Here is a 25,663-nt window from a genome sequence, read left to right on the forward strand (position 1 = left end):
CATGACGACCTCAAAACCTTTGCTGGAAATCCGCAACCTGCACATCGAAGGCCATTACGAAGATGCCTGGCATCCGCTGATCAAGGGCATCGACCTGACCCTGCAACGGGGCGAGGTGCTGGGCCTGATCGGCGAGTCCGGCGCGGGCAAGTCGACCCTCGGCCTGTCGGCCATGGGCTACACCCGCGACGGCTGCCGGATCACCGGCGGCTCGGTGCACTTCGACGGTATCGACTTGCTCAACGCCAAGCCTGAAGCCCTGCGTAAACTGCGGGGGCTGCGTATTGCCTATGTGGCACAGAGCGCGGCAGCCTCGTTCAACCCGGCCCATCGCCTGATCGACCAGCACGTCGAAACCGCTGTGAAAAACGGCGGCATGAGCCGCGAGCAGGCCATGCGCGAGGCGGTGGAGTTGTACCGGGTGCTGCGCTTGCCCAATCCCGAAACCATCGGCCAGCGCTATCCGCATCAGGTCTCCGGCGGCCAGTTGCAGCGGGTCATGACCGCCATGGCGATGGCCTGCCATCCGGACCTGATCATCTTCGACGAACCGACCACCGCGCTGGACGTCACCACCCAGATCGAGGTGCTGGCAGCCATTCGTGACGCGGTCGCGACCTATGGCAGCGCGGCGATCTACATCAGCCACGACCTGGCGGTGGTGGCGCAGATGGCCGACCGCATCATGGTGCTGCGCCACGGCAAGCTGGTGGAAGAAGCCGAAACCCGGCAGATGCTCGGTGACCCGCAGGAGGACTACACCAAGTCGCTGTGGGCGGTGCGCAGTTTCCGCACCGAACCCAAGGCCTGTCCGCAGCAGGAACAACCGCTGCTGGAACTGCGCAACAGTTGCGCCAATTATGGCCAGCAACCGGTGCTGCACGACGTTTCCCTCAAGCTCTACCGTGGTCAGACCCTGGCGGTGATCGGTGAGTCTGGCAGTGGCAAAAGCTCCACCGCGCGGTTGATCACCGGTTTGCTGCCACCGACCTACGGCCAGGTGCTGTACGACGGCGAACCCTTGCCGGCAGACTTTCGCCAACGCAGCAAGGAGCAACTGCGGCGCATCCAGATGATCTACCAGATCCCCGACACCGCGCTGAATCCGCGCCAGCGCATCGTCGACATTATCGGCCGGCCGCTGACGTTTTATCTGGGCCTCAAGGGTAAAGCCATGCGCGCCCGGGTTGCCGAACTGCTGGAGATGATCGAACTCGACCCTGCGACCTTCATGGATCGTCAGCCCCGGGAGCTGTCCGGCGGGCAGAAGCAACGCATCTGCATCGCCAGGGCCCTGGCGGCCGAGCCGCAACTGATCATCTGCGATGAAGTGACCTCGGCCCTCGACCAACTGGTGGCTGAAGGCGTACTGAAATTGCTCAACCGCATCCAGCAGCAACTGGGTGTCGGCTATCTGTTCATCACCCATGATGTTGCTACTGTGCGGGCGATCGCCGATGAGGTATTGGTGATGCAACGGGGCAGGGTGGTGGACCACGGCTCGCGCAGCCAGATCTTCACCCCGCCGCACCAGGACTACACCGGGCTGCTGTTTTCTTCCGAACCGCAAATGGACCCCGACTGGCTCGACCGGTTGCTGGCCACGCGCGCTTCCACACCTTCAACCGATACGCTGGAACAAGTCTAAGGAACCACCATGAAAGTACTGATCGTCCACGCTCACCCGGAGCCACAATCCTTCACCGCCGCCCTGCGGGACCAGGCTGTCGCCACGCTTGAAGCCCAGGGCCACGAAGTGCAGGTCAGCGACCTGTACAAAATGAACTGGAACCCGGTGGCCAGCGACGCGGACTTCTCGAATCGGGAAAACCCCGAATACCTGGTCTATGCCCTGGAACAACGCCTGGGCGTGAAGAGCCAGTCGCTGGCGGCGGACATCCAGGCTGAGCTGGACAAACTGCTGTGGGCCGACCTGCTGATCCTCAACTTCCCGATCTTCTGGTTCTCCACCCCGGCCATGCTCAAGGGCTGGATCGACCGGGTGCTGGTGTCGGGCATCTGCTATGGCGGCAAGCGTTTTTACGATCAGGGCGGCCTGGCCGGCAAGAAAGCGCTGGTGACCGTGACCCTGGGCGGGCGTGAGCACATGTTCGGCGAAGGTGCGATCCATGGTCCGCTGGAGGACATGCTGCGGCCGATCCTGCGTGGCACCCTGGCTTATGTTGGTTTTGATGTGCTGGAGCCGTTCGTGGCCTGGCATGTGCCGTACATCAGTGACGAGGCGCGCCAGCAGTTTCTGGTGGATTACGGGCAGCGACTGCAGCATCTGAGCGATGATCAGCCGCTGGTGTTTCCGAAGTTGGCGGAGTTTGATGACAAGCTCTATCCGCTGACAACCAATGCCTGATTAACACCCTAAACCCTGTGGGAGCGAGCTTGCTCGCGATGAGGACATCAGCTTCAACATCCATGTTGACTGAGCCACCGCCATCGCGAGCAAGCTCGCTCCCACAGGTTTTTGGTGTGTGCCAGGTATTCTGCAGCCTGCTGTTCCGGATCTGTTTAACGGCTGTCAGCGTTACTTCCAGCAAGCTACGACGGCTTGCGTCATTGCCTACAGCTACGCCAGAACCCGCCGGTTTGTGCGTCTTGGAGCCGGGTTCTATCGTTTGCCGGTCGCTGGAAAACAACAGCGATGGGGTTTGCTAGCCCGGTTATCCAGGCGCAGAGCACCACGCTTTGCAGAGTATTTTGTCTCTGCTTAATGGTGGTCATGCGTAGGGCGTCTTCGGATGCGCCGGGTTCCTGGGCCGGTCTACCAACCTGCGTATGGCCACCACCCCTCGTTTGGTATTGGCAGTGAATCGGGCGCTGGATCGGCTCGATCCGGCTGAGTAACCGCACATCCGCAGTTCACCAATAGACCTGCAGGAGCGAGCCTGCTCGCGATATCGGCCGTACATTCGACATTTATGTGCCTGATACACCGCAATCGCGAGCAGGCTCGCTCCTGCACAACGTCCACCGCTTGTTCGGAAGTCCTTCTGTGCGGGGCCGTTGAACTACACTTTTCAGTTGCTCCACCCGATCGGCAGGCGACGCATGGCGCCGCTTGCCGCCCGCCAGTCGACCCAAAGGCTTGCCCGATGTGGCAAGCCTGTCGGAGGTCATCATGAAACGATTTTCACCGGTCAGCCTGTGTATCGCATTGTCGATTTTGAGTGCCCCGGGTTGGGCGCAATCGGTGGTGCCGATGAAAGGGCAAAGTTCGCAACAAACCCAGGCCGACATCAACGAATGCAACAGCATCGCCACCAGCCAGAGCGCCTCGACGGCTTCCACGCCTTCCGGCGGGAGGATCAAGGGTGCTGCTGCCGGGGCCGCCGCCGGCGCGGTCGGGGCCCAGGTGCGGGGCAATCAGCATGACGAAGCTTATGATCGTGTCGACGATGACAGGAAACAGGACTATCGCCAGAACCGCGCCAAGGAGACGGCGGCGGCCGGCGCCGTGGTCGGTGCTTCACGTCAGCGCCAGGAACGCCGGGAGCAATCGAAAACCACCCAGGCGAACACCACGACGGCTTACACCAGCTGTTTGCAGGGCAAGGGTTATCAGGTCAATCCTTGAATCAGGTATGGAACACATTGTGGGAGCGAGCTTGCTCGCGATGGCGGCGGCACATTCGACATCCAGGTGTCTGACCCACCGCTATCGCGAACAGGCTCGCTTCCAGAGGGATCTTCAGTGTTTCGAGAATTCGGTCAAGAGCACAATGTCCGGGGCTTGAGCTCGCTGTTTCAAGAAAACAGACGGATAAGGAAACGGTCTGTAGCTCCAATCTGACAACCGTTCATCGGTGAACTACGCTGCGATACGTACTCTGGATTTGAATTTCGTGACGTAAGGATCTGACACATGCGGAGCAGGCTGCTCGCTGTAATGTTTACTGTTTTCGGGATGTTTTGGTCGGTGCAACTGTGGGCCGAAGACGCACCGAAAGTGGTCGATGCTCCCGTTGAATTGAAAGTGGCCAACCGCAGCATCATGGTGTTTCGCGCGACCATCCTCGGTGAAGCCCCGGCCTCGCGGGTCAAACGGGCGAAAGCGGTGATCGGTGAGGCGCTGGATGACGCCGACGACCTCAATGTCACCCTCGACCCGATCATGAAAAGCTACATGGTGCTGCTGGGGTCTCGCCGTGCTTTTATCGTTTCGCCCACAGATGTCGACGAGACCGAATTCGACTCGGTGCAACTGGCCGCCGAATCCGCGGCCGACAGGCTGCGCCAGGTCGTGGCCGAAACCCGGGAAGCCCGTAGCCTGCAGTTGATCCTGCGTTCCGTCGTCGCCGCGTTGCTGGCCACCGGCATTTACATCGCGCTGCTGTTCGGCATGTCGTACCTGCGGCGCAGAGTGCTGCAGAAACTGCCTGAACTGATGCATCGGCACACCCAGGCGCTGAAAGTCGGAAAGGTTCCGCTGATCGACGCCAACTTCCTTTATCCATTGGTCAGCCGCGTACTGGAATTGCTGCGCTGGGTCATCGTGCTACTGCTCTCTTACGAGTGGTTGGGGTTTGTCCTGTCGCGGTTTCCCTATACCCGGCCTTGGGGTGAAAGCCTTAACAACTATCTGCTGGAAGTCGCCGACTATTTGCTGCAAGGGATTCTAGGGGCCATCCCCGGGCTCGGCGTGGCGCTGGCGATCTTTTTCATTGCCCGTGGCGCGACAGCGTTCTCTCGCCGGATACTGCGGCGCATGGCCACGCCCGGCACCTTCAACTGGTTGAACCACGAAACCCTGAAACCGACTCAGCGCCTGACTTCGCTGGCGATCTGGTTGTTTGCCCTGGCCATGGCTTATCCCTACTTGCCGGGTGCGGGTACCGATGCGTTCAAAGGCTTGTCGGTGCTGGTCGGCCTGATGATCTCCCTGGGTGCTTCCAGCGTCGTCGGGCAGGCGGCGGCCGGATTGATCCTGACGTACACCCGAACCTTGCGTCCCGGTGAGTTCGTGCGCATTGGCGAGCACGAAGGGACGGTCACTGAGCTGGGCATGTTCACCACGAGCATTCGTACCGGCCTGGGCGAAGTGCTGACCCTGCCCAACTCGATGATCACCGGCACGGTCACCAAGAACTACTCACGGGTCGTACAAGGCCCCGGTTATGTGGTCGATACCGTAGTCACCATCGGTTATGACACCCCCTGGCGGCAGGTCGAAGGGATGTTGCTGGAAGCCGCCAGACGCACGCCCGGCGTCCTCGAAACCCCACCGCCGCAGGTGTTCCAGACGGCATTGTCGGACTTCTACCCGGAATACCGGCTGGTGGCCCAGGCCATACCCAGCCAGCCTCGACCGCGCGCCGTGCTGCTGAGCATGCTGCACGCCAACATCCAGGACGTGTTCAACGAGTACGGTGTGCAGATCATGTCGCCGCACTATCTGGGCGATCCGCAACAAGAGAAATGGGTGCCCAGGGACAAGTGGTACATGGCACCTGCGCAGGAATCGAAGGAGACGTTGAAGTAATGGCAGGGTGGGGTAGGTAGGGCGAGGACGAGCATTGTACAGAGTGCGATGAGCGGCCCGGGGGAGGCCGCTCAGTTGTAGCGGTGTCAGAAAAGCATATAGGCGGATGCAGTCGTCTGATTCAGGTCGATCTCTCCGACCTCCAGAACTTCGTATTCAGCGCGCACGCCGATGTTGCGAAAGACATCGAACTCGACGCCGACACCGTAGGTCAGGTCAACCCCGGTATCGTCGTCGGTGGCATTACCGTCGGCGTCCCAGGCGTGAGCACCGACACTGCCGAATACCCGCAACCGATCGCCCAGTGGAAAGCCGACATGGGCGGCAGCCTGAGCCGATTTACCATCGAAATCGACATTCTTGTCCTTGAATTGACCCAGGTCGACGTAGGCCCCCTCGAAGGCCAGGTAGCTATTGACGCGATACCCGGCATAAACCTTGTAGCTGGTGTCGTCGTCGTCCAATCTGGATTCGTCGGTCTGTATGCTGCTTACGCCAGCTCCAAGATATAAACCTTTGTCATCAGCGAGCGCCTGAAAAGACAGCAGCGATAGCAGTGAAGCGAAGCCAAGGTTTCGAAGTAGCATGGGTGGTGGAGTCCTTGTTCAGGTTTGTCTGGTGTTAGGGTTCGGCGAGCATTTGAGGGGCCATGAAGGGTTAATAAAAATCATTGATTGATATTTTTGAGTCGTAAGGCGGGATGTTTTCCGGACATTGAAAGTAGCGTCTTGCCAATGCTTGAATTGGCAGCGCTTTGGAGAACAACCAGCCTTGCGCCAATAAAACCCCCTCCGAGACCAGATGCGGCAGTTGCTCCTGAGTCTCGACACCTTCGGCCACGACCTTGAGTCTCAGCGACCTGGCCAACTGGGCAATGTGGCGCCACAAGGCATCCTTGGCCGCGATCTTGTCGTCGGCGATGAATGAGCGATCTAATTTCAGAATGTCGAAAGGCACTGAATCGAGGAGCGAAAGGTTGGAATAGCCGATACCGAAGTCGTCCACGGCAATACGATGTCCGCACGCACGAAGCCGTCGCAATTGCAGGGCGGCAGGCTTCTGATCGATCAGGGTCCTTTCGGTGATTTCAAAAGCCATGGCGGACACTGGCATGTTGTAGGTTGCCAGCACGCTGGCCACATAGTCTGGAAAACTTGGGTCCTGGATATCCTGGGCGCAAAGATTGACCGTAATGTAGAAGTCCTTGCACGCCCAAAGGTAGGTGCTGTAATCCTCCGCCACCTGTCGAATCACCGAACGTGTAAGTACGCGGATCAAGTCGGATTTTTCCGCCACCGCAATGAAAACATCCGCAGGCACTTGGGTGCCGTTGTCGTTCCAGCGGGAAAGTGATTCAGCGCCCACCAGATAGCCCGTCGTCAGGTTGACGATAGGCTGGTAGTGAACATCCAGCCTGTTGGCTTTCAGGGCATTGCGAAGCCGTACGGCGGTAGAGGTGTAATGCCGTTTGACACACCATGCGAGCAAAAACAGCGCTGCGAAAACGCACACAAGGCCAATGAATAATTTGAATTTGAGACTCGTCAGGTAGCTCAACGGAAGAGAAATGACCGAGATCAGTTCATTTCGGTTGCCCGCAAAGGCGATGAGGACCTTGTCTGCCGAGGTAACCAGTTCTTCCAGGTGGAACGGTTTCTGCACCGTCAGCGGTTTGTGGCCCGTAGAGGCAATGGGCACTGCGCCGCCGGGGCCGATGAGGTCCAGTTGCAGGTCCTTGGGAAACTTCAAGTTGTCGAGCAGGAGCTTCTTGTTTGCCCAGACGTAGGTTGACTGTTCCGACACAATGATAAAATCGGAGTCCGCAGAAACCGTGTGGCCAGCATCCACCCAGTAGGTTCGCTTTCCAACGGAAAACTTGCGCTTGTCGCTATCGGCCAGTATCGAGGGAGGTGCTTGTCCGTAGGAGGAACAGATCTTGCCATTGGGCAACTGGATTGCCGCTTGATCAACAAATCGCAGGTTCTTGACCAGGTCAGCCAGTTGTGAGTATTGCTCTACGGAGCATTCCTGACCCGAGCGATCGAGATCGCCGAGGGTTTCCAGTACTTTGTCGATCTGCGCATTGGGCTCCACTTGAGCAGCACGCAGATCGGCATAAACATTATTCAACTTCCGTGCAACGAATTGATCCGCCAACCCTCCAGCACAGAACCATGCGGCCCAACCTGTTGCAGCAATCAGACATACAGTGACTGCGTGCCTTCCAAGTAACGCTTTATATGCGGCAACCATCGAAAAACTCCGAGGTATCATTAATTCGCTGTGCTTTCTGTAGTCACGGATTAAGCGACTTCAGTACCAGTCAATTACCCAAGCCAACAAGATGCCGCTGGCATAGACGGTAATACACAGTGCGATTTTCTGCTTGAGTGGAAGTGTGTTTATTCGATGTTGCATGCTTATCTCCTTGAGTAGGCAAATAAGCAATTGTGGAAACTTGTGGTTAATCAAGGGAAATCATTAATCATCATTTTCGCGGCTTTGATAAACGCCTGTTAACGATAATTTCTATCCCCGACGACCTGGTTGTAAACAGATGTTGTCGTGTTCCTTGGCCTGGCCGAGTTGCGCTTGGCCGTTTCCGACGGCGTCTCTCCGTAAGCCAGTTGATAGGCCTTGGAAAACCGGCCCAGATGGTGAAAATTCCAAAACATCGCGGTTTCTGTGACGGTAGGCCACGTTTTATTGATCAGGTCGCGACGGGCGCTTGCGAGTCTCAAGTTCCTGATATAAGCAATTGGCGATATCCCGAACGTTTCAATAAAGCCAAAATGCAAAGTGCGTGTGGTGGTTTCCAGTTGCCTTACCAGCGATTTTATAGTGAGCGTTTTTTTTGTGTTTTCATGGATGTACTGTATGGCTTGTATCGCCACCTTTCTTCTTGTCGGGACTTTGCGGATGAAGCGGCCAGCGGGCGTCAACGATTGCAACAGAGAAGCGAGTACCGCACTTTCAATCGTCGAACCCTCTGTTTCGCTGCGCTGTGCTGAAGCTGCGTCGTTGATGTCGACACAGCAAGCGCTGATGGCTTGAATGGCCGATTGTATGAATTGAAAGTTTTCAACCTGGAAGCTGTGTTGTGTTCTGTTTGCAAGGATATCTATGACAGAGTGATTTTGACGGCACCGATCATAGTTTTCCAGTGTCGTGGTGATGGTGAAAAGTGTTTCATTCGGTTCGCAGGTGTAATGCACCGATTCATCACTGTGCAGTACGATGACTTCGTCAGGCCGTAGTTTTTGATTGTTCACGACGGGGCGGCCAATCGGTGCCTGGGAGATGGCGAATGTGACGAATCCGGCAGGGACAGAACTGACCAGCGTCACGGATGAGTCGAACTCAAGGCGACTGCACTGCAGTTGCGGACTGTGAAAGAGTTTGTGTTGCCGAATGCGCGCTTCATGCTCGGTCGGAATAAGGCTCATTTCCCATTTGCCTATTGTTCTGTTCAGTTGGCTCGGCAGGGCAGAAGACAAATGAAAGATCTCGTCGGGCGGTGCGATACTCATGAAATTGAAGGCTCATCTGTTAAATGATAAGGGGCAAGCCTGACGGGCAGTCATGGAGAAGATACGCGATTGGGCGTTCTTGCTGTCCGTGAGATCGACCCCATTGTCACTGGCTTTGAACGGGTTTTCAGAGTCCCCGGATCAGTTCCAGTTCCGCCGAAAATGCGTACTTGCTGTCCAACGGTGAGTCGTCCATGTGTTGAACCTTGCGCGGATCGATTTTCGAACTGAAGATCTGCGATTGGGGTTTCATCGGGTCAATGGCTGCTGCTGTAAAGGCGTAAAAGTCGTCGATACGATAACCGTTTTTTACCTGATAGCCAGTTTTCACAGTAGTTGGGGCCTTTTTGTTGGTTTCGACACTCGTTAATTTGGCACTGTAGACACCCTTGTCGTCGGCCATGGCCTTGAGAGAAAGCAATAAACCAAACGACACGGTGACGAAGTTTTTCAGTAGCATCGAGGCGATTCCTTATTAACAGTGTATTCAGGCAGCGCAGAATGTCAGCTGCATCTCTGCCACGACTTGGGCTGCAAATAATCTCACTTCGATGGTGCCTGCCAAAGTCAATAACTCATATTTGCCAGGCCGTCAGAAGAGGCCAGTCAGCACTTGCCTCGGTGAATACCACGCTCCTCAAAGAAGTATGAGCGAACTGGCGTAGCTCATGCCTGTGTCACTTTGTGGTGGGGCGGGGAGAGTAGAATCACTGCTCTGCTCGTCTGCATGATACTCATTCTCACTGTGAATCTTCAGGTGCGATAGTTTCTGGCTGTCATCCGGGCTTGTTTCAACTTCATAATATTCAATGGTCGTGCTTTCGACGGAGTGCTCGTCGTGCGCCAACGAATAAAGTGGAAAGGCAGACAGAAACAAGACCCCCAGGAATCTGAAAGTCGTCGATTTATGGGCTCGCAGGAAATGCATGGCGTTCACTTGATTCCCCCTGTAGGGCATTGTCCCGGACGAGAATCAAGCGGGCTCGATTCCAAGGATTATCGAGGAGGGATTTTTGGCGGGGGAGACGTTTGATTCAAATCAATAAGTATTATTTTTGTTTGAAAATCTTTGATGTGAACCTTTGCCAGGCGGGTGCCGAGCCCGTTCGGGAGCCCGATTAATGGTTCATGCAGCGCAAACGGCCAAGTTCATGGATGTAAAAACACACCGCGTTTTTATCCTGGGTCGGGATCAACTCGTAGTTCAGAATGGCGCCTTCTTGCAAGACGTATTGACGTCTAAAGAACAAGTCAGGGGTCTTTTCAATGGCAAAAAGTTCATTGTCCTGGCTGAGCTTGATGTTGCTGACTTTGATCTCGACGTGTTTATTGGTTTCTCCGATTATGTTCGCTGAGATGGTCGCGTTGCGGATTTTCCCATTCAGGCTTTCCAGTGTGGTCCCCGTGAGCCTGCCATGCCCGATAGTGAGGTACTCTTCGGTGTTGAGTTGGTTGAGATCTTCCAGCCATTGTCGGGATTTTGTCTGGTAACTGATATTTTCCATGTAGTGCGAAGGTGAGTAAACGAAAGAGAAAATGCACAGTGCATTGACCAAGCCTATAAGAGGCCAGTGAACCGCTTGCGAAATTTCAAATTTCATAAAGTGACTTCCAGACATTGACGAATCATCAAGGCGAGGTCCCTTTCGCTGCTGTTCAATTGTAGATTTGCAGTGCTTAGATCCTGGCGGATGCACGAAACGGAATAATTGGCTTTATACAGGTTGATCCAGACCTGGCCCTTCAGGTTTGGTGGCAGCTGTTCGGTTTGTTTGGCCGACAACTCCATCAGCGCTTGCGCCTCGGCAAGATCGCTGCCCACGGCGTGTATGACCAGTCCATTCTTGTCGGCACTGGAAATTTCAATTTTTGGCGCGTCGAAGTCGAATTGAAAAACAGTAAAGGCAACGACTGCCAGCGTAACGATATAAGCGATCAGCTGGGCTTTTGTAATGCGCGCGGATTCATTGGTTTTACCTGAGGGTGCAAGCAGCCCGTCACTACCAGCCGGCGGTAGTTGCTCAGCGATGGGGGCGGGGGGCTGCGTTGTTTCCTCCCGGGGTGCCGGTACATCTGCTTGTGCATCGACGACACATTGCCGGTTGAAGCAATACCCTCGTCGAGGAACAGTCATCAAGATCTCGTGATCCCGGCTGTCATTGAGAATATTGCGTAGTGAGAAAACCGTTTGATTCAAACTGCCGGAGGCAACCACGCGGTCATTCCAGGTGTATTCGATGATTTCATCGCGGCTTTTAGTGACACCTGGCTCCATGAGCAGCAGGTCCAACAGGCGCGACTCAGCTCTACCTAGCGTGGAATTCTGTACATCTCCATGGGGTGTTGTAATGGAAAGCATGGCGCTGTCCGGGTCGAACACCGCGACGGCGCCATTTTTCAACTTGAAGGTGTAACTCATAGAAATCTTCCGTTCAGGCGGTGCTGGCCTGAGTATAGGGGCCGGATTTGGCTCGGTACATTCTGGTCTGGGAAGTGAACGAAGATGAGGGCCCAGCGGAAGGTGCACTGTGTGTTGCATTTACGATGCTGGATTGGCTCGTTTCAGAGGCGTGCAGTTCGGCAAACAGCCCTGTCTGTCAGAGGTATCCGTTCAATCATACAAAGGAAAAGCATCGCTGGATGACCCATGGTTTTCGATTTGGACACCATGAATAATGCTTGGAATGGAATAACTGCGCTATCCGAAAACTGCAAGCTCGGGCAGGAGGGGGGGCGCGCGGCCACACCTCAATGAACTAACCTCGCTGTTGCGCCAGGTTTCTGTATCAGCCTGAACTATCAGGATACAAATCAATGATGGTGTTCTTGTGCACTTGGCTTGTGAAAGATTATTTTTGATTCTTATTAGCTTTTAACCAGGGACGTTACCGATTTAAATGGATCTCGAGGAACGTTGCGTGTTCACGGTTTGTTTGTCGCGGCGTCAACGATCCTCACCTCTCGTTCTACGGCTTTGCCCCGAGTCCTTTCATGAAGGGCCCGGGGCTTTTTTTTGGTTCTTCACGCCGTTGTCGTCATCGATCAAGGCAAAACATCGTAGCCACGTTGTTGCAGGCAGCTGCTGTAGACGGAGTTGTTGGCGGTGATGCTTTGTTCGCTCTCACTCAGATTCTCCCGGCGCGCCTGGCGTTGCCTGGCGCCCCCCACGACGACGCCGGCAGCCGCGGCACTGCGTGCGTGGTTCTGGCGATAGTCTTGGCGGGTATCGTCGTCGATCTGGTCATAGACGTTTTCATGTTGGCGGCCCCGAACTTCCGCTGCCGTCGCACCTGCTACCGCAGCGGTTGCGGCGCCCTTGGCCCGACCACCGGAGGGCACGGTGCTTTGTACCGGATGCTGCGCGTTGGCCTGGGATTGGCAGGCACTGGTGTCCTGCTGGATGGTCTGGGAGGTCTGACCTTTGAGGGGAATCACGGTCGCCGCCAGGGCGCTGGTGCTCGGCAACAGCATCAGGATCGCCAGGGTATGGGCCAGAATTTTCATCATAGAGTCTCGCGTCAGGCGTCGGCACGGCTAACGGTTTGTCAGAGGGAAAACGCGGCGTGGCGCCACGTTGAAACCCCATGCCGGTCTGCTTGCGATGCCATCCAATGCCGGTGGACGGCAGGCACTTTCACGCTTGCGATGGGGTTTGCTTGAACGTCAGTGCTTGAGGAGCAGGGCCTGCATATCGTCTGACATGCCTTTGAGTGCAACCTTGAAGTCATTGGCAACGATCGGCTGCTTGGCATTCTTGATGGTCTCGCCGAACACCTTGCGCACGATCTTCGCTACCGGCAAACCGGTTTTGGCGTCGATCAGGTTGGCTTCGATGTACATCTCGGCGGTCTGGTCCCGGTGCCCGGTGGCTGCTTGTGTCGCCCCGACAATCGCCCCGATTGGTACGACTTCATACCAGTGCATGCCTTCGTTGTTGGCGCTGACGTGAGTGATCGCCGCCTGCAGGATCAGCGACCGTGAATTGGTTGGCGCCAACTGTGGATAAGGGACGATCGCATAGCGGCGGGCAAAGGCGGTCTTGACGCTGTTGCTGGCCATCAATTGCAGGTCTTGCAGGGTTTTCAGGCTGACGCGAGCAGTCGGCTGCGGCGATGGATACAGTTCCATCTGCCTGAACACCACAGTGGAATACGCGCGTGGATCGAACCCTGGCGATACCCAGCGCAATACTTTCTGCTCACTGGGCGTAGTTTGCTCCTCCAGGCCCTGGTAATTGCCCAGGAAGCCCGAGTATTGCTCTTGCTGCGCGACTTGCGAGACGCAGCCGACCTGAAATACACAGCTCAAAGCAATACCCGCAATCCATTTGTTCGACATGCCCATATGTTTGGTTCTCAAGTGATGAAAGTTGTCATTCGGGTTCCGACCTGGCCCCGGGCATTAGTCCGGGCGCCTTGTTTTCAGGCACTGGTATTTGCCAGTCGGTTACGCAAAGCAGGTGCTTGCACGCCGGTCAATGCGGGCCGAATGCTGCCCGTAGCGGCGGGATAATCCGAATCAATAACTCTCAAAAACTGTTAAACACGCGGTCGGGACAAATTGCACATCGATCACAGTTGCCTACGCTAACCCTTTGCAACGCCGGTTTTGGCATCGCCGTGATGTTCCTGTTTCCACGCTGATACGCCGTTTCGGACGGCCTGAAGGAGGCACCGCATGGACCGATTCACCGGCGGTTGTTTGTGCGGCAAAGTACGTCTTGTCGCGTCGGGGCGCCCGTTCCGGGTTGGCGTTTGTCACTGTCTCGACTGCCGCAAGCACCATGGGGCGCTGTTCCACGCGTCCGCGATATTTCATCAGGATGCCGTGACAATCGAGGGCGAAACGCGTGACTACGCCGGGCGGCACTTCTGTCCGCAGTGCGGTTCGTCGGTGTTCTCACGCAGCGCAGACGAAGTCGAGGTGAACCTTGGATCTCTGGATGCCCCTGACCAGTTGACGCCAACCTACGAGAGCTGGACTGTGCGGCGCGAGGCCTGGTTGCCGGCGTTTGCACTCACCCGACACTACGAGCGCGATCGAGACGGCACGGGGCGATTTGAGGATTAGCGGGCGCCTATTCATATGCCATAACAAGCGGCTATGACAATGAGCGCGAGAAAACACACCAACTGAACACTAAAGAAGGCAAACCGAACTGCCACGAACGCATTGGTTTGCTCATGGGAGACGTGAACCAATGACTGGCACACGCGAGCGATCAGGACGAGTGTGGACAAGTAGTTCACTGCGGCGCCGTTGACATCAAGGGCTGTAATCACGAACACGATGACGCCAAACACAGGCAGGTTTTCCACACAGTTGGCGTGGGCCCTTGTCCCGCGGCGATACCAATCTTCGCCTTCGAGCCGATCGCTTCGGAAAGAGGCGATCGGAACACTCGAGAACAGGATTGCGACCCAGCGATAAACCCCGACGGTTGCCATCAATAGCAGCAAGGTCCAGGTCGCAAACCCAAGCAGCATCCACATCGGTATCGTCATGGCCGCCATCCTCGATGGTTCATTATCAGCACGTCGTCCCGCAGCGCGACCGACGAGCAGTCAGTCGCGCACTGTCAGTCAATTGCTCATGATGGGGGCCAGAGCGGTCTGGATCCTGGACATCTGTGCTGGCGTTGTCATCTGCGTCAGCAGTCGACCGAAGTGTGGATGCCGTACGCCCGAGATAATGTATTGCCAGCGGTAGGCGCTCAGCACGCAGGTCTTGATTTGCACGGTCTCATCGACACTGAACGATCGTGAAGCATGACTGATGAAGTAGTCGGCATCGGCTGCCGATTGTGCCTGCAGGATTGCATCGACGGCCGCTACCAGCGCAATCAGGTCATTCACTGCCTGGTCGTGCTCGGCCGACGAGAGTTTCGCGTGCTCGTCCTGCCATTCCAGCTCATCGAGTACGACGTGCCGGCTTTCATCCTTCCAGTGGAATTTGAAGACATCCTTGAACAACGGGCACAGTTCCTCGCGCGGGGCGATGCTTTGCACGTAGTGCGCCTGAACAAACAGCTCGATGTGACAGGTCAGCGCCAGCACCGACCAGGTACTGGCCGCCAGTACCGAGCGCGCCACCTTGTTTGGATCGGCAACCTGACGATATCCCGCAGGCAACTTCGAACTCATCATCGTCTCCATGCGCCGAAACAACTCCTGGTGCTTGATCTCGTCGTTGGAAAAACGCACCAGCGCTTCAAGGGCCAGTTGATTGTCAAATACATGGGCCCGACCCTGATCGAGCATCTTGGCACTGATAAAACGCTCGACCAGGCCAAAGATGTACGCATAGGTCCGGCCCTGGATCTGACTGAGCAGGCGCGCCTGGGCCGCATCGAGAAAGGTCAGGCGGTCGACCTGCGACAGTCCGTCGGGGAGGAATTTGCGCGAGAAGTCGAAACTGCGGTCCTGGAGCAGATCGCGATCGATCTGCCATTCGGACTTTTTCGATGACCTGACCATTTGCGCATAACGGGCGGTGTTGCCTGACGCTGAACCGGGTAGGGTAACGACGCTGTTCATATGGATCTCCTGCTGCCCTGGTGGCGTTGGAATGGGGCAATTTCGGTTGACGTCGGAGCCAATGACCCTGGGTGAAGCCTCTGGGGACAGTTTCGATCGCTGATTCCGCGTTGGTGCTAATCTAGGCGTCGCAGTTCAGGCGGTGAATGACCGGTGCGCCTGAAAACCTGCTCCGGACTCCGGAAAGGAGGGCGGTCAAGTGCTGGATGCGCTTTCTGATGTGTTGCGTGTGATTCGGCTGTCTGGAGGGGTATTCCTCGAGGCGGAGCTCACTGCGCCCTGGTGCATCAACGGCAGAATCTCGGCAGATGATTGCAAGCCGTTCCTGGTGGCACCTCGACACATCATTGCGTCGCACTTTGTCGCCGCCGGGCGCATGCAAATTCAAATCGACGGTGGTGCCGCCATCGAGGTAGGGGCAGGCGAACTCGTTTTGCTTCCTCGCAACGACGCACATTCTTTTGGCAGCGACCTGAGCATTGCGCCCATGCCAGCCAGAGAAGTCATCCAGCCGCCAGAAGTCGGCGGCATATCACGGATCAAGTACGGCGGGGGCGGCGAGGCTACGCAGTTGCTGTGCGGGTTCCTCGGTTCAGAAACACCCTTCAGTCCGTTGCTTTCGTCGTTGCCTTCCTTATTGAAGCTGGATTTGCGCGCGACGGCTTCGGGCACCTGGATCGAAAGCTCCTTTCGTTTTGCTGTCAGTGAAATCGCGGCGGGCCGCGTCGGTTCGACAACGGTCATCGCCAAGCTATCGGAGCTGCTATTCGTCGAAGCCGTCGGCCAGTATGTCGCCAGCCTTCCCGCTGAGCGGCGTGGGTGGCTGTCGGGGTTGCGGGATCCGCATATCGGCCGCGCACTGGCGCTATTGCATGCCCGTCCAACCGAAGGCTGGACGGCAGAAGCCCTGGCGCTTGAGGTGGGCATGTCGCGCTCGGTGTTCGCCGAGCGCTTCACGGCATTGGTCGGACAGCCACCGATGCAATACCTGACGCTGTGGCGCATGCACGTGGCGGCTCAACAGTTGCGCGAAGGTCGCGGCAATGTGGCGCAAATCGGCTTTGCCGTTGGCTACGACTCCGAAGCCGCGTTCAGTCGCGCATTCAAACGCCAATTCGGCACATCCCCCGGCACCTGGCGCAGACAATCCGCATGAGAAGGGGCGGTGCCACCTTTCCATGTTGACCTGACCAGGCTTGACCTTTTGAACTCAAGGAAGCCGAGGCGATTCTGCCCGAGCCTGGCTGGCTCGTAGCGTTCTGGCGACCTGGGCTTGAATCTCGTAGGCAGGCGCCTCGACGGCTTCGTAATCACGGGTATAACGAGTGGCGAACTCGCGATCGCCCCATTGCTGGTACTGCTGCACGTGCTTCAACTCATGCGCCCACAGCGCGACATCGTTAAGTGCATCTTCGGGATTTCGAAAGACGATGATGTCGATAAGGGTGACCGCACGTACATCGGGATTCTGCAGCATGGTGTGTGCGGCGTTCAGCTCCACATCATCGCCTACCTTGTAGCGAACCGAATCGAGCACTTGAATGTCATAGTAGGGTTCGAGCTGGGCCCGGATATTCAGCGGGATTGGCCGGATATCGCCGGTTGCCGCGGTGTTGCGCGATTGCACAATCCAGTTCTGCAATCCAGAGGCCGCCATCTGGTTCATGTCGTCGAAGATCGTTCCAGCTTCCTCTTCGGAACCTGGAGCACAAAAACAAGCGACCATGCAGACCTGATACTGCCCGGCCGGGCAGGCGAAAACCGAGGGCGAGGTGCCAGCGCAAAAGAGCACGATCGCTAACCGGAAAACTTGACGCAAAAAATAGCTGGCAATGGGTTCTCCCATGGGCAATGGCGGTCGGCAGGCAATACGTTGGGCGTCTCGCGCCCATTGTGCTGCCGCGTGTTGGACCGCTGCGACACCGTACGATTCCCTGGGTTCCTCAGTTTCTTTTGGCCACGCCGAGCAGGTCAGCTTTGGCGTGGGCTTCGCTGTCAATCTGCTCTAACCCCAAAGACTGACGCAGCTGCGCCGGACTCACTCCAAGGCGTTGCTTGAAGGTGGTCGCCATGTGCGCCTGGGAATTGAAACCGCAGGCGTAGGCGATTTCCGTCAGGGTGGCGGTCGAATCGCGCATCAGGGCACGGGCCTTGGCGAGGCGTCGGTCGATCAGGTAGCTGTGCGGGCTTTTGCCGGTGGCGTTTTTGAAGGCCCGCATGAAATACCCTTCGGACAATCCAAGCAGGCCCGCCATTGCCGGTACGCTCAACGGGTCTTCGAGGCCTGCATCAATGAACTCATCGAGCAAGCGCATCCGGCTGCCGGTTATCGAGCCATGGGGTGTTGTCGACACCGCTTCGCTACCGGTCGCCCGTTCGGACAATGCCAGTGCCCAGGCCTCCCAATCGTCCTCCACAGAGGACAGCAACAGCGCCGCACGCATACGCCACGCGAGAGCGGTGGCCTGCCGGTCGATGCGATTGTTGAAGGCACGATCCCCCATCAACGCCATGCCATCGGTGCGAATCACCCGCAAGTATTCGCCGCCTTGGGGGGATTCGGACAACACGTCACACCCGGCGGGGACGAACGCCAGGCCGTTGGGCACGGCATCGAAGGGGCGTATTCGGTCGCTGCCGATGGCGTGCAGGCCTCGCTGGCTGTCGAAGGCGAAGCCGATTCCCGCCTGGGTCGCGACATAGCGGGTCGCGTAGGCGCAGCCGGGGAGCAATTCGATTGCCCAAGGGCCGGCCTCGATACGACGGACCGGTTCGGACAAGCGTGGTGGCGGCGGGCGATTTCGATGACTCATGGACACCATAGTAGTGAAGAGGGGGGACAAAAGTCAGGTCAGTTTTTTGAAAGCCGGAGTACTGCGCCGTTGTTCAGACTGGGCAAAACCTCAGGGGGACCTCTCATGCACACACTGACTCGCGACGATATCGAACAGGCCGCTCGCCACGTTTACCAGGTCATGCCCGCCACAGCCCAGTACCCTTGGCCCTTGCTGGCTCAGCGGTTGGGTTGCACGGTGTGGGTCAAGCACGAAAATCACACGCCTACCGGTGCCTTCAAAGTGCGCGGCGGTATCACGTTCATGCACTGGCTCAAGCGCGAGCACCCGGGCGCGAAGGGCATTGTCAGCGCTACCCGCGGCAACCATGGCCAGAGCCTGGCACTGGCGGCTCGCACACTGGGTTTGCAGGCGTTGATCGTCGTGCCGGAAGGTAACTCGGTAGAAAAGAACAACGCCATGCGCGGCTTTGGCGCTGAAGTGGTCGAGTATGGCCGCGATTTCGATGATGCCCGTGAAGAGGCGGCCCGCCTGGCCCACGCGCATGACCTGTTCCTGGTTCCGCCGTTTCACACCGAGCTGGTCAAAGGCGTCGCCATTTATGCGCTGGAGCTGTTCAACGCAGCACCGGACCTGGATACCGTTTATGTACCGATTGGCTGTGGATCGGGGATTTGCGGGGTGATCGCCGCCCGCGATGCGCTGGGTCTGGAAACAGAAGTGGTTGGCGTGGTTTCCACGCAGGCGGCGGCTGCACAGTTATCGTTTGACGCTGGCGCAATCTGCGAAACCGCCTCGGCCAACACCTTTGCCGACGGCCTTGCCGTGCGCAAGCCGATTCCTGAAGCCTTTGCCGTCTACGCGGCAGGTGCTGCGCGGATCGTATCGGTCAGCGATGACCAGATCGCCGAAGCCATGCGCGTGTATTACACCGATACCCATAACCTTGCCGAAGGGGCCGGTGCGTCGGCGTTGGCAGCGCTCATCTCGGAGCGTGAAGCCATGTCGGGAAGAAGGGTGGGGGTGATTCTCTCCGGTGGCAACGTCGACAGATCGGTGTATGCGCAAGTGATTGCGTGAAAAGGGCCATGACCCTGGTCACATAAATTTGAAATGCACGGCATTGCTCGACAGAATCACGCCCCGATCCGGCCCAAGTCGCCGGACGTTAGTGGTGAAAAGGGGCCGCAGTTGAACGAACAGACATTGTCCATGCGCCTGGAGCGCGTTGCCGCCTATGTGCCAGCCGGTGCGCGCCTGGCCGATATCGGCTCGGATCACGGCTACCTGCCGGTGGCCTTGATGCGCCGTGGCGCCATCGCGGCGGCAGTGGCCGGCGAGGTGGCCTTGACGCCGTTCCACGCGGCCAACCGCACCGTGCGCGAGAACGGCCTGGACTCGCAAGTCACCGTGCGCCTGGCCAACGGCCTGGCGGCGATCGAGCCGGGAGACGGAATTACAGCGGTCAGCATCTGCGGCATGGGCGGCGAAACCATCCGTGACATCCTCGACAGTGGCAAGGCGTACCTGAGCGGTCAGGAGCGCCTGATCCTGCAGCCCAATGGCGGCGAGCAGCCACTGCGCCAATGGCTGATGGACAATGGCTATCGCATCCTCTGCGAAGAAGTGCTGCGGGAAAATCGTTTCGACTACGAAATCATCGTCGCCGAACGCGCAGGGCCGGTGATCTACACCGCCCAGGAGCTGTACTTTGGCCCGTTGCAGATGCAGACCCGCAGCCCGGCGTTCCTGGTCAAGTGGCAGCGCAAGTTGCGCCAGAAACAGAAGACCCTGAGCCACTTTGCCCTGGCGCAGCAGGCCGTGCCCGAGGAGACGGTGCAGGACATCGCTCGGCAGGCCCGGTGGATCACCCAATTGCTGGCTTGAGCAAGCCTGGGGCACCGCCCAAAAAGAACCTCGATTCAGCGTGGGTGTGGCTGAGTCGAGCGAGACGCGTCGACGGCCCCTTCAGGCGACTCGAATTTGCCGGTGACCAGTAGGCAATTTTCGCCATTGGTCGGGGCTGGCGACGAAAGTTCAGCGCAATAGCGGGTTTTTTTTCGGTATGCTAAGAGAATCGATTCAGCACCGTAGCTATGCAGGTTTCAGCCAGGAAAACAGGTACCTCCAGGTGTTGAATTTAGTACCGTTTGTCGAGCGTACTGCTCAAAAAGTGAACGATTTTGATATGCTTCGCTCTGATTTACCGGCAGGCGGATCCTTTGATAGTTCGCGCTGCACTCACTAATAAAATGGACGTATACCTCATCTGCATTGAATGGAATGCGCATGGGGATTTTTTTTACCTGAGACCTGGAGTGATAGTATGTCGTCATCACTGACTTGCTGGGCGAGTCGCTCTCTCTTGTAATACCAAATTATTTAGTTGATTCAATCAATGCGAACTTGATCGTGCAGGCGCAATTAATTAATTAATTCGCATGCCTGGGGCATGGTCAATTTGCACTGCCGCAATAAGTGGAGATGTAATCTTGGATATTAGTACAATTATCGGCCTGATCGGCCAGAAAGAATCCATGGAGTTTTTGCGTTTAGGCGTTGTGTACGTTCACCTGTTGGCTTGCTGCGTAGCTATTGGCCTGGTGTTTGCCAGCGACGCGGCAATGGTAAAGGACTTATTGAAAGGTCGCGTGTCGTCGGGGCACGATAATGAACATATGGCCAGTCTTCAGAAGTCTGTTTCCAATGCGTTGATCTTCTTGTGGGTCACCGGAGCTGCGATTATAGGTATTGATTACCTTGAAAAAGGCATGACCTATTTTGCCAATCCGAAACTTCAAGCAAAAGTTATTATTGTATTGTTGCTGACGTTCAACGGCATGCTGTTGCACCGCTATGTATTGCCGGCAATGCTGAAGGCCGGTTCGCTGCTTGATCTACAGATCAATGTGCGAATGTTTGCCCTGTTCTCTGGCGCACTGTCGGGCGTGTCCTGGTTGTATGCCGCCATGCTCGGTGTCGGTCGACCGTTGGCCTGGAAGTATTCGCTCACCGAGTTGCTGATGGCCTATCCGGTGTTGATCGTGCTCGGCTTTGCGATGATGGTGGCGCTGACCCAGTGGGCGCGTAAGCGCAACGAAGCAACTCCGGTTCAAGAAACTTCGTGGTTGTTTGCGGGTATTCCTGCGCTGCGCTGAACTGACGAGACTCCAGGAAAAGACGGGTGAACCTGTCTGAACCTTTCAAACATCAGACCCCCTCCTTGTGAGGGGGTTTTTTGTGTGTGGGGCTCAGGAAATCAAAGAACCGGCTCGAATGGCCGGTTTTTTTTCGAGTGAAAAACGTCCATTTCATTTCCGCGCCAAAGCGCTGATCGTCATGGGTGAAAGCGATCCGATGCGCGTAACCGGGGGCTCCGGAGGACCGGACGGTGAGAAGCCAATCATCCTTTCCGCAAGGGAGAGGGTAGCGAGGTTGATCTCGCGTCTACCGCTCATCGGCAAGGCACAAAATAAACTTTGACATCATTGGGGCTTTGGTTGAATATTCATCCATCGCATACGATTTAATCGGTAGCGATTAAAAGTAATGACAACCCCTGCCGTTTGGAGACTCAGCCATGAACACCGGAAGCCGCCGCACAATGTTTATCTCAACCGCTCACGCTTCCCATGGCCAAAACGGCAACAACTGGATCATTGCACACGCCAATTGATGAACGTTGTCTTTTTAAATATCACTAATATCGCATGCGATATAATCGCACGAAATATCAAGTCCTGAGGAAGTCCCCATGAGCAAGATCGAAAAAGTACTGGCAACCGGCAAAACCCACACCACCCACAGCGGTGTCGGCGGTCACAACGGCAACCTCGATATCGAACTGTCGTCACCGGGTTCCGCCCAGCCGGCCCACGTCTTTACCGCTACACAGCCGCACCCGAAAGCCGAGCAACTGTTTGCCGGTGCCTGGTCTGCCTGCTACACCGCGGCAGTGGGGCTGGTGGCCCAGGAGCGCAATATCGTGTTGCCGACGGATATGGCCGTCGACATCGAAGTGGACCTGGGCCAGACTGGTCTGGCCTATTTCCTTCAGGCCCGACTGACCCTGCGAGTGCCAGGGCTGGCACACGATGTCGCGACCGAACTGGCGCACATTGCCGATTCCATCTGCCCTTACTCCAAAGCCACACGCGGCAATATCGACGTTGCCCTGAACGTTATTACGGCGTGATGCCTGGATGCGTCACTAACATCGCATGCGATAAAAGCGTGCACGAACATAACTCACTGTAATCCTGAGGGAATCATCATGAGCAAGATCGAAAAAGTACTGGCCAGCGGCAAAACCCACACCACTCATAACAGCGCGGGCAACACCTCGCGCGGTCATAACGGCAACCTCGATATCGTGCTGTCGTCCCCCGGCAGCGATACACCGGCACACGTGCTCACCGCCGTCCAGCCGCACCCGAAAGCCGAGCAACTGTTCGCCGGAGCGTGGTCGGCCTGCTACATCGCGGCGGTGGGGCTGGCCGCCCAACAGATGAAGGTGACACTGCCGACCGACACCGCCGTCGACATTGAAGTGGACCTGGGCCAGACCGGCGCGGCTTACTTCCTCCAGGCCCGACTGACCTTGCGGGTGCCGGGGCTGGACCAGGGAGTGGCGACCGAGTTGGCCCACAACGCCGATGCAATCTGCCCTTACTCCAAGGCCACACGCGGCAATATTGATGTCGACATCAACGTCCTGACGGCATAACCCACTACACGGCCAGCTCACCGGGGATTTCCCCGGTGAGCTGGCCGTCGGCGTTTATACGCACTTCCGATACCATCGCGTACGACGTATAGTTTCGGTCTCGCAAGATTGAGCCAGGAGAACGCCCATGAAAAACACCGACAAGACATCCGCCCTGGATCTCAAACTCACCGACTTCCTGTGTTTTGCGGTCTATTCCACCAACCTGGCCTTCGGCAAGGCCTACAAGCCGATGCTCGAACGGCTCGGCCTGACCTATACGCAATACATCACCCTCGTTGCGCTGTGGGAGGAAGACAACCAGACCGTTGGCAGCCTCGGCGAAAAGCTGTTTCTCGAATCCAATACCCTCACGCCGATCCTGAAGAAGTTGGAAGCGATGGGTTATTTAATGCGCCAGCGCGACCCGGAAGACGAACGCCAGGTGCGGATCAGTCTGACCAAAGAGGGACGAAAACTGCGCGAAGGTCTCACCGAAGACGGCTTCCCGCAAACCGGTCTTGATCCCGACGACTTCGTGCAGATGCAGAAGGCCATTGTGAAGTTACGGGGCAATCTCATTCGATCGACCAAGGACAGAGAGTAAGTCGTATCGAGTAAAGTGAGTGGCCCCGGATTTGCGAGGCGCACCCCGCAGAGAAACCCTGGCCCTCCCGTCTGACACCCCCCGATTCGGAGTGAGCCCCCCACTAATGGGGGCTATTGCTCAGCGGTATTCGCATGTTCATTAACCGGTTACTTCAATCGCTGGTCAATGTTTGCGGATCTTTCAGGTCACCGCGCCTATTTTATACAACGCTGGCAGAGTAATTGCTGAGTGAGCTTGTCCCGTTCATGCAAGGTGCAGGGCCGGGATGCTGTGGAGCTGTCAGTACTCCATTGAGTGATTGCCTGTAGCCATCGGTTTGCATCACGAAGTAGCCCTGGCTTCTCAATAACGGGCTTACTCAATAGAAGTACTGCAGTCATCCTCTGCAACCGTCCAGGGGAAATGCTTATGAGCCACTCCAGACATACGTGTGCGCAGGTAGCACTGCACCGGTTGTGCTTTCTAACCTGCCTGCTGACGGTAACGCTGGTGGCGGCTGACGAACTTCAGGGCGATGACAATCAAAACAATGAGAAGTGGCTGGAGCCGGCACGCTCCAGGCTCATGCATGTGATTGGCGCGATGCCGTTCTTTCCGCATCGGGCCAATACCACCGGCAACCTGGTCTTGAATGTGAAGGACTTCGACAATGCCCAGGTCTGTGGCGCTTGCCATACGGAGATCTACAGGCAGTGGCGCTCGTCGATGATGTCCCAGGCCTGGGATGAGCCCATCTATCGGGCCTTGCTCAAGCGTGCGAGTGCGGCCACCGAGGGCAAGGTCGATAACTTCTGCACCGGCTGCCATACCCCGATCGGTCTCACCACCGGGCAGATCACTTCGCAAGTCAACCGCTCCTCGATTGAAGACAGTGCGAAGAATCATCCGATGCCCGGGGTCGATTGCGACACCTGCCACAACATCAGTGCCCGCACGGGCCTCGATAACGGCGCCTATGTTCTGAGCCCGCGAGCGCACGGCAAACCGACCAAGTTCGGCCCGCGCAAGGATGCCGTTTCGCCTTATCACGACACCGTGTATTCCGCTCTGCACACGCGCTCGGACTTTTGCGGCACCTGCCACAACGTCACGCACCCGTTCAGCAGCGTGGCGGTGGAGCGCACTTATGACGAATGGCAGGAGAGCACCTACAGCCTTAACAATGTGACCTGCCAGAGTTGCCACATGCCGGGCTTTGCGGGCAAGGCCGCGATCATGGGGCCGGACCGCAAGGAGGTCGCCTCGCATTGGTTCAGCGGAGCCAACGCGACGATGCTCAAGCACCTTGGTCAGGAGGAGGGCGCGCAACGCGCACGCGACATGCTCGCGCGCGCGGCGCAAATAACGTTCCAGCAACTGCCGGCCGCCATCATTCCCGGACAATACGCCTCGGTAGCCGTCAAAGTGACCAACGTCGGCGCAGGGCACAAGCTGCCAACCGGCTTTCCCGAGGGGCGGGAGATGTGGATCGATTTTCGGGTGCAGGATGCCAGTGGTCGCGAGCTCTATCGCCTGGGTTCGATCAAGGACGGCAAGACCGAAGTCAACACGCGAAATTTCAAAGTGCACATAGGCGACAAGAACGGCAATCCGTTGGACGTCGAGGTCTGGAATGCCACGCAGATACTCTCGGACAATCGCATTCTGCCCAAGGGCTACAATATCGGGGAGTTCTCCTTCCTGGTGCCGGCCGACGCCGTCGGACCGCTGACCCTGACAGCCGATCTGAACTACTGGCCGTTTTCCCAGAAGCTGGCCGACTACCTGCTCGGCAAGGATAAGCTGCAGGTGGAAATCACCCGGATGGCCAATGTCACGCAGAGCGTACCCCTGTCGACCGGATCCGATACGGCGAAGCGAGTGGTACCCGCGAAGTTGAAACTCGACGACGCTAGCGCTTACTACAAAGAATGAACATGTCATTACCATCGTCGAACAGGTATCGCGTCACGGACAGCTACTGCATCCAGTAACTCGCGTTGTAGCAAGTGGC

Annotated in this window: 26 protein-coding genes; 14 read left to right on the forward strand and 12 right to left on the reverse strand. The window is 57.1% G+C overall.

Annotated features, from left to right (window positions below; all coding sequences use genetic code 11):
• The first annotated feature begins 1 nt into the window (after position 1).
• The 4 genes from PspS34_RS13210 to PspS34_RS13225 all read left to right on the forward strand — a co-directional run bounded on the left by PspS34_RS13210 (position 2) and on the right by PspS34_RS13225 (position 5,494).
• Complete coding sequence (locus tag PspS34_RS13210) at positions 2-1,648, forward strand: ABC transporter ATP-binding protein (protein ID WP_150813202.1); 1,647 nt, start codon at positions 2-4, stop codon at positions 1,646-1,648.
• 9 nt (positions 1,649-1,657) lie between these two features.
• The gene (locus PspS34_RS13215; RefSeq protein ID WP_057714912.1) at positions 1,658-2,368 is read left to right on the forward strand and encodes an NAD(P)H-dependent oxidoreductase; all 711 of its coding nucleotides are present in this window, start codon (positions 1,658-1,660) and stop codon (positions 2,366-2,368) included.
• A 765-nt stretch (positions 2,369-3,133) separates the two neighbouring features.
• Positions 3,134-3,589 (forward strand): YMGG-like glycine zipper-containing protein, encoded by a 456-nt coding sequence (locus PspS34_RS13220; RefSeq protein ID WP_150813201.1) that lies wholly within the window; start codon positions 3,134-3,136, stop codon positions 3,587-3,589.
• Between the two features lie 288 nt (positions 3,590-3,877).
• Positions 3,878-5,494 carry a mechanosensitive ion channel domain-containing protein gene (locus PspS34_RS13225; protein WP_154909004.1) on the forward strand — a complete coding sequence of 539 codons (1,617 nt, stop codon included), beginning with the start codon at positions 3,878-3,880 and terminating at the stop codon, positions 5,492-5,494.
• A gap of 86 nt (positions 5,495-5,580) precedes the next feature.
• Here PspS34_RS13225 and PspS34_RS13230 read toward each other — a convergent pair whose 3' ends face one another.
• The 8 genes from PspS34_RS13230 to PspS34_RS13265 all read right to left on the reverse strand — a co-directional run bounded on the left by PspS34_RS13230 (position 5,581) and on the right by PspS34_RS13265 (position 13,368).
• A complete protein-coding gene (locus PspS34_RS13230) occupies positions 5,581-6,081 on the reverse strand; it encodes an outer membrane beta-barrel protein (protein ID WP_154909005.1) in 501 nt (166 codons plus the stop codon).
• A gap of 70 nt (positions 6,082-6,151) precedes the next feature.
• Positions 6,152-7,747 carry an EAL domain-containing protein gene (locus tag PspS34_RS13235; RefSeq protein ID WP_154909006.1) on the reverse strand — a complete coding sequence of 532 codons (1,596 nt, stop codon included), beginning with the start codon at positions 7,745-7,747 and terminating at the stop codon, positions 6,152-6,154.
• 263 nt (positions 7,748-8,010) lie between these two features.
• The gene (locus PspS34_RS13240) at positions 8,011-9,024 is read right to left on the reverse strand and encodes a helix-turn-helix domain-containing protein (RefSeq protein ID WP_159389888.1); all 1,014 of its coding nucleotides are present in this window, start codon (positions 9,022-9,024) and stop codon (positions 8,011-8,013) included.
• 127 nt (positions 9,025-9,151) lie between these two features.
• Positions 9,152-9,484 carry a hypothetical protein gene (locus PspS34_RS13245; RefSeq protein WP_154909008.1) on the reverse strand — a complete coding sequence of 111 codons (333 nt, stop codon included), beginning with the start codon at positions 9,482-9,484 and terminating at the stop codon, positions 9,152-9,154.
• Positions 9,485-10,142: 658 nt separating this feature from the next.
• Complete coding sequence (locus PspS34_RS13250; protein WP_154909009.1) at positions 10,143-10,625, reverse strand: hypothetical protein; 483 nt, start codon at positions 10,623-10,625, stop codon at positions 10,143-10,145.
• Positions 10,622-11,443 carry a winged helix-turn-helix domain-containing protein gene (locus tag PspS34_RS13255; RefSeq protein WP_159389889.1) on the reverse strand — a complete coding sequence of 274 codons (822 nt, stop codon included), beginning with the start codon at positions 11,441-11,443 and terminating at the stop codon, positions 10,622-10,624. Before PspS34_RS13255 ends, PspS34_RS13250 begins: the two co-directional genes overlap by 4 nt.
• 623 nt (positions 11,444-12,066) lie before the next feature.
• Positions 12,067-12,528 (reverse strand): hypothetical protein, encoded by a 462-nt coding sequence (locus tag PspS34_RS13260; protein WP_079246826.1) that lies wholly within the window; start codon positions 12,526-12,528, stop codon positions 12,067-12,069.
• Between the two features lie 159 nt (positions 12,529-12,687).
• Entirely contained in the window at positions 12,688-13,368 is a 681-nt protein-coding gene (locus tag PspS34_RS13265) for a DUF3313 domain-containing protein (RefSeq protein WP_057714902.1), read from the reverse strand.
• A gap of 333 nt (positions 13,369-13,701) precedes the next feature.
• On the opposite strand from PspS34_RS13265, the gene PspS34_RS13270 reads away from it, so the two are divergent.
• On the forward strand, positions 13,702-14,094 hold the full coding sequence (locus PspS34_RS13270) for a GFA family protein (RefSeq protein WP_057714901.1): 393 nt from the start codon (positions 13,702-13,704) through the stop codon (positions 14,092-14,094).
• A gap of 11 nt (positions 14,095-14,105) precedes the next feature.
• Here PspS34_RS13270 and PspS34_RS13275 read toward each other — a convergent pair whose 3' ends face one another.
• Together PspS34_RS13275 and PspS34_RS13280 are read right to left on the reverse strand one after the other, a co-directional pair.
• On the reverse strand, positions 14,106-14,528 hold the full coding sequence (locus PspS34_RS13275; protein ID WP_057716609.1) for an MAPEG family protein: 423 nt from the start codon (positions 14,526-14,528) through the stop codon (positions 14,106-14,108).
• 78 nt (positions 14,529-14,606) lie between these two features.
• Positions 14,607-15,560 carry a diiron oxygenase gene (locus PspS34_RS13280; protein WP_159389890.1) on the reverse strand — a complete coding sequence of 318 codons (954 nt, stop codon included), beginning with the start codon at positions 15,558-15,560 and terminating at the stop codon, positions 14,607-14,609.
• 199 nt (positions 15,561-15,759) lie between these two features.
• On the opposite strand from PspS34_RS13280, the gene PspS34_RS13285 reads away from it, so the two are divergent.
• Positions 15,760-16,716 (forward strand): AraC family transcriptional regulator, encoded by a 957-nt coding sequence (locus PspS34_RS13285; RefSeq protein ID WP_159389891.1) that lies wholly within the window; start codon positions 15,760-15,762, stop codon positions 16,714-16,716.
• A 54-nt stretch (positions 16,717-16,770) separates the two neighbouring features.
• Here the strand turns inward: PspS34_RS13285 and PspS34_RS13290 are convergent, their stop codons facing one another.
• Both PspS34_RS13290 and PspS34_RS13295 read right to left on the reverse strand, forming a co-directional pair.
• Positions 16,771-17,406, reverse strand: coding sequence for a DUF4157 domain-containing protein (locus PspS34_RS13290; RefSeq protein WP_238786600.1), 636 nt, complete (start codon positions 17,404-17,406; stop codon positions 16,771-16,773).
• 97 nt (positions 17,407-17,503) lie between these two features.
• Positions 17,504-18,382: an AraC family transcriptional regulator gene (locus PspS34_RS13295; RefSeq protein ID WP_238786608.1), complete on the reverse strand. Its 879-nt coding sequence runs from the start codon at positions 18,380-18,382 to the stop codon at positions 17,504-17,506.
• 96 nt (positions 18,383-18,478) lie between these two features.
• On the opposite strand from PspS34_RS13295, the gene PspS34_RS13300 reads away from it, so the two are divergent.
• From PspS34_RS13300 to PspS34_RS13335, 8 genes are all read left to right on the forward strand, one after another.
• On the forward strand, positions 18,479-19,435 hold the full coding sequence (locus PspS34_RS13300; RefSeq protein ID WP_159389892.1) for a threonine dehydratase: 957 nt from the start codon (positions 18,479-18,481) through the stop codon (positions 19,433-19,435).
• A gap of 111 nt (positions 19,436-19,546) precedes the next feature.
• Entirely contained in the window at positions 19,547-20,242 is a 696-nt protein-coding gene (locus PspS34_RS13305; RefSeq protein WP_305734407.1) for a tRNA (adenine(22)-N(1))-methyltransferase TrmK, read from the forward strand.
• A 650-nt stretch (positions 20,243-20,892) separates the two neighbouring features.
• Positions 20,893-21,513 (forward strand): hypothetical protein, encoded by a 621-nt coding sequence (locus tag PspS34_RS13310; protein ID WP_057716608.1) that lies wholly within the window; start codon positions 20,893-20,895, stop codon positions 21,511-21,513.
• Positions 21,514-21,631: 118 nt separating this feature from the next.
• Positions 21,632-21,838 carry a hypothetical protein gene (locus PspS34_RS13315; protein WP_159389893.1) on the forward strand — a complete coding sequence of 69 codons (207 nt, stop codon included), beginning with the start codon at positions 21,632-21,634 and terminating at the stop codon, positions 21,836-21,838.
• Positions 21,839-22,109: 271 nt separating this feature from the next.
• Positions 22,110-22,550: an Ohr family peroxiredoxin gene (locus tag PspS34_RS13320; RefSeq protein ID WP_150813192.1), complete on the forward strand. Its 441-nt coding sequence runs from the start codon at positions 22,110-22,112 to the stop codon at positions 22,548-22,550.
• Between the two features lie 78 nt (positions 22,551-22,628).
• The gene (locus PspS34_RS13325) at positions 22,629-23,081 is read left to right on the forward strand and encodes an Ohr family peroxiredoxin (protein WP_057714894.1); all 453 of its coding nucleotides are present in this window, start codon (positions 22,629-22,631) and stop codon (positions 23,079-23,081) included.
• A 127-nt stretch (positions 23,082-23,208) separates the two neighbouring features.
• Positions 23,209-23,667, forward strand: coding sequence for a MarR family transcriptional regulator (locus PspS34_RS13330; RefSeq protein ID WP_057714893.1), 459 nt, complete (start codon positions 23,209-23,211; stop codon positions 23,665-23,667).
• Between the two features lie 411 nt (positions 23,668-24,078).
• A complete protein-coding gene (locus PspS34_RS13335) occupies positions 24,079-25,584 on the forward strand; it encodes a multiheme c-type cytochrome (RefSeq protein WP_057714892.1) in 1,506 nt (501 codons plus the stop codon).
• The last annotated feature ends 79 nt before the right edge of the window (positions 25,585-25,663 follow it).

This window comes from Pseudomonas sp. S34 (assembly GCF_009866745.1).
Classification (GTDB): Bacteria; Pseudomonadota; Gammaproteobacteria; order Pseudomonadales; family Pseudomonadaceae; genus Aquipseudomonas; species Aquipseudomonas jessenii.